This window comes from Arthrobacter sp. 2YAF22_2 (assembly GCF_052114645.1).
In the GTDB taxonomy this organism is placed as follows: Bacteria; Actinomycetota; Actinomycetes; order Actinomycetales; family Micrococcaceae; genus Arthrobacter.
On sequence record NZ_JBFRFD010000374.1, the window covers coordinates 1 to 3,720 of the forward strand.

At 70.1% G+C, this 3,720-nt stretch carries 4 protein-coding genes; 2 read left to right on the top strand and 2 right to left on the bottom strand.

All coding sequences use genetic code 11. From position 1 onward, the window contains the following. Both AB4Y86_RS14205 and AB4Y86_RS14210 read left to right on the top strand, forming a co-directional pair. Positions 1 to 499: glutathione S-transferase C-terminal domain-containing protein (locus AB4Y86_RS14205; RefSeq protein WP_441402848.1), on the top strand; the 499-nt coding region annotated here is incomplete at its 5' end. 87 nt (positions 500 to 586) lie between these two features. Continuing rightward, positions 587 to 1,747 carry an FUSC family protein gene (locus tag AB4Y86_RS14210; protein ID WP_441402849.1) on the top strand — a complete coding sequence of 387 codons (1,161 nt, stop codon included), beginning with the start codon at positions 587 to 589 and terminating at the stop codon, positions 1,745 to 1,747. Between the two features lie 63 nt (positions 1,748 to 1,810). Here the strand turns inward: AB4Y86_RS14210 and AB4Y86_RS14215 are convergent, their stop codons facing one another. Then, positions 1,811 to 2,725, bottom strand: coding sequence for a MaoC family dehydratase (locus AB4Y86_RS14215; RefSeq protein WP_441402850.1), 915 nt, complete (start codon positions 2,723 to 2,725; stop codon positions 1,811 to 1,813). Next, positions 2,722 to 3,720: 3-oxoacyl-ACP reductase (locus tag AB4Y86_RS14220; protein WP_441402851.1), on the bottom strand; the 999-nt coding region annotated here is incomplete at its 5' end. The genes AB4Y86_RS14220 and AB4Y86_RS14215, both read right to left, overlap by 4 nt.

Consider the following 3,720-nt stretch of genomic DNA (forward strand, 5'->3'; position numbering starts at 1 on the left):
GGTCAACAACGGCGTCTACCGCTGCGGCTTCGCCGGTTCGCAAGAGGCCTACGACGCCGCCTACGACCGGCTTTGGACGGCGCTGGACTGGCTGGAAGAGCGGCTTGCCGGGCAACGATACCTGGTGGGCGACACGATCACCGAGGCGGACGTCCGGCTCTTCACCACACTGGCCCGCTTCGACGCCGTCTACCACGGCCACTTCAAGTGCAACCGGCAAAAGCTCAGCGAAATGCCGGTGCTGTGGGCCTACGCGCGGGATCTGTTCCAGACGCCGGGCTTCGGCGACACGATCGACTTCGTGCAAATCAAGCAGCACTATTACATCGTCCACGAGGACATCAACCCCACCGGGATCGTGCCGAAGGGCCCGGAGCTGGGCAACTGGCTCTCGGCGCACGGCCGGGAGGCGCTCGGTGGCCGCCCCTTCGGCAACGGCACCCCGCCCGGACCGGTCCGGGCGGGCGAAGAGGTCACCGCCGGACACGGCGCCGCCTGAGCAGCGCCGCCTGTACCACGCCGGCGGAGCCGTGCCGGGGATTCGTCCAGTTGTCGCAGTACCAGCCCGCGCCTAGGGTGAGCCGGGATGGCAATCGAAAAAGAACATGACAGCAGTGGCCACCCCTCGCGAGTCCGCCGGCTGGGTCGGGTGGTGGCAGGCAGCGTGTCCGCCGCCCTGCTCTGGCCCCGCCTGCAGCTGGCCACGAAAGCGGCCCTTGCGGCCGGTCTTGCGTTCTATATCGCCCCGTTCATGCCCGGATCCGCGGCGGACTACCCGTACTACGCGCCCCTGGGCGCCCTCGTGGCGATGTACGAAAACGTCTCCGGCTCCATGCGCCAGGGCTTCCAGACGCTGGTGGGCCTGGCCATCGGCATCGGACTTGCCTTTATGCTCTTCAGCCTGGGGAGCCCGTCGCCGCTGACCGTTGCGATCGTGATGGGGCTCGGCGTCGTCCTCGCCGGGCTGCCGCGAATCGGCTCGGGCAGCGACTGGATCCCGACGGCGGCCCTCCTGGTGCTGCTGGTCGGCGGGCACAACCCGGACAAGTTCTCCTTCGGCTACCTCGTCCAGATGGGGGCGGGCGTGACCGTCGGCATCGTGGTGAACCTGCTGGTCTTCCCGCCGCTGCATTTCAAGGCGGCGGCCCTCAGCCTGGCCGAACTCCGGCTGGCCCTTGCCCAGCAGCTCTGGGACATGGGCAAGGCCCTCAAGGAGAGCTGGCCTCCGGAGCACGAGGACTGGTCACGTCGCTCCGAGTCGCTCGCGGACCGTGCCCGCTCGGTGCGGGCCGCAGTGCAGAAAGCCGATGCGAGCCGCCGAGCAAATCCCCGGCGGCGGCTGCATCCCCGGGACGTGGACGAGGATTACAGCAACCTGCGTGATCTGGAGCGGCTGACCTTCCACATCCAGGACGTGACCCAGGTGCTCTCCGACGTCATCTGGTCAACTGACACCCCATTCGTCATCCCGGACGCGCATGCTGAACCGCTCGCGGAGGCCATGACGATGGTGGGTGACGTGCTGCGCGCCGCCGAGGAAGAGGAGCCGCAGCGGCGGGCCGAACTCGTGGAGGAAGCCGACGCGGCGGTCAAGGCCTTCACTGCGCGCGTCGCCGTCGAGGACCAGGCCGCGGACGCACCGAGCGCCGTCGAGTCCGTCCTGCTGAGCCTGCACCGGATGCTGCGCGTCATGAAGTCAGGCGACGGAAAGCGGCAAGCTGACGCCTCGTCCGGCGGCGCCAGTTAACGACGACGGCGGCCGCCCCCGGAATGCCGGGGACGGCCGCCGCCGCGCTCGCGGGGTGCTGCCCTACTTCAGCGAGTCCACGGAACCACTGAAGTGTTTCCGGCCCGAATGCGGGCTCCAGGCCACATACTCGGAGCGCAGCCACCCGCCGTCGTGCCCCTGCACCGTCCCGATGTCGAGCGCTACGCGGGCGGGCAGAAACACCGGCGCCTCGAACGCCACGTCCCAGCTGAACGCGTCGCCCTTGGCGGCGCCGACGTCGGCCAGTGCACGGGAGGCGAGGTACATGCCGTGGGCGATAGAGCGCCGCAGGCCCAAGGCCTTGGCGCTGAGCACGCTCAGGTGGATCGGGTTGAAGTCACCCGACACGGAGGCGTACGCCCGGCCGGTGTCCACGCCGAGCTGCCACAGTGCGGTCGGATTCGGCGCGCTGAAACCTTCGGGCGCCGCAACGGCCGACGGCTTGTCGATTCCCGGCAGGAAGACGCCCTTGGCGAGGTAGGTGGACACGCCGCGCCAGCGGACGAACTCATCGCCGGCGCCGCGCACCTCGGCCACCAGGTCCAGCTGGGTCCCGGACCGGTGCCCGCGCAGGTTTTCGGCCCAGGCCCGGATGTCGAGCGCCTCTGTAAACAGCACCGGAGCGGACTGGACCACCTTGTTGGTGAGGTGGATCATGCCCAGCAGCGGCAACGGAAAGTCGTCCCGGTTCATCACCGACATGGACAGCGGAAACGTCAGGGCATGAATGAAGCCGGCGGGCAGCACGTCGCTCGCGGTTTCGCCGATCAGGTGCTGGTAGGCGGTCAGATTGGCCACCCCGGCCCGCACGCCGCGGACCTCGTGGCTGCTCCCGGGCAGCTGCGTGCCCGCCTGCGCGCCGAGCAGACGGCGGCGCGCCGCTGTGGCGGCGGCGTTCACGTAGAGCTTGGAGAGGGAAGGCATCTCGCCCAGGACCACGGGCTGTGAAGCGGTCATGCCCCCACCAGGTTCTGCCCGCAGACGCGGAGCACCTCACCGGAAATCCCGCCGGCCGCGTCGCTGGCCAGGAACGCGATGGCCTCGGCCACGTCACCGGGCCGGCCGCCCTGCTGCAACGAGTTGAGCCGTCGGGCCACCTCACGGGTGGCGAACGGGATCCGGGCCGTCATCTCGGTCTCGATGAAGCCGGGCGCCACGGCGTTGATGGACCCGCCGTGCGCCGCGAGCAGCGGCGCGGTGGCGCGGACCATGYCGATGACGCCGCCCTTGGATGCGGCGTAGTTGGTCTGGCCCCGGTTGCCGGCGATGCCGCTGGTGGACGCAACGGAGACGATCCGCGGCGCGTTCCAGAAGTGCTCGGAGGCCAGCAGCGCCTCGTTGATCCGCAGCTGTGCGGCAATGTTCACCGCAATCACCGAGTTCCAGCGGCCCTGGTCCATGTTGGCGAGCAGCTTGTCCCGGGTGATGCCGGCGTTGTGGATCACGATGTCCAGCCGGCCGTGCCGCTCTACGGCGTGGCTGATGATCCGTGCACCGGCGTCCTGCCGGCTGATGTCCAGTTGCAGGGCGGTCCCGTGCACCTCGTTGGCGACGTCCGCCAGGTGGTCCCCGGCGGCCGGGATGTCCACGACGACGACGGTGGCGCCGTCGCGGTGAAGCGTGCGGGCGATTGCCGCACCGATTCCGCGGGCGGCCCCGGTCACGACGGCGACCTTCCCCGCCAGCGGCTTCTCCGGGTCGGCCGGCTGCGCACCGGACGTCGAAGAGACCGTGAGGAACTGGCCGTCCACGAAGGCGGAGCGGCCGGAGAGGAAGAACCGGAGCGCGCCGAGGGTGCTGGGACTCGTGGTCTGCGCGCCGTCGGCCAGTACGATGCCGTTGGCGGTGGCCCCGGCGCGCAGTTCCTTGGCGAGGGAGCGCAGCAGGCCGTCGACGCCCTGCCGGGCCGCGGCAGCTGCCGGGTCGGGGGCAGTGCCGGCGTCGCGGGAGAC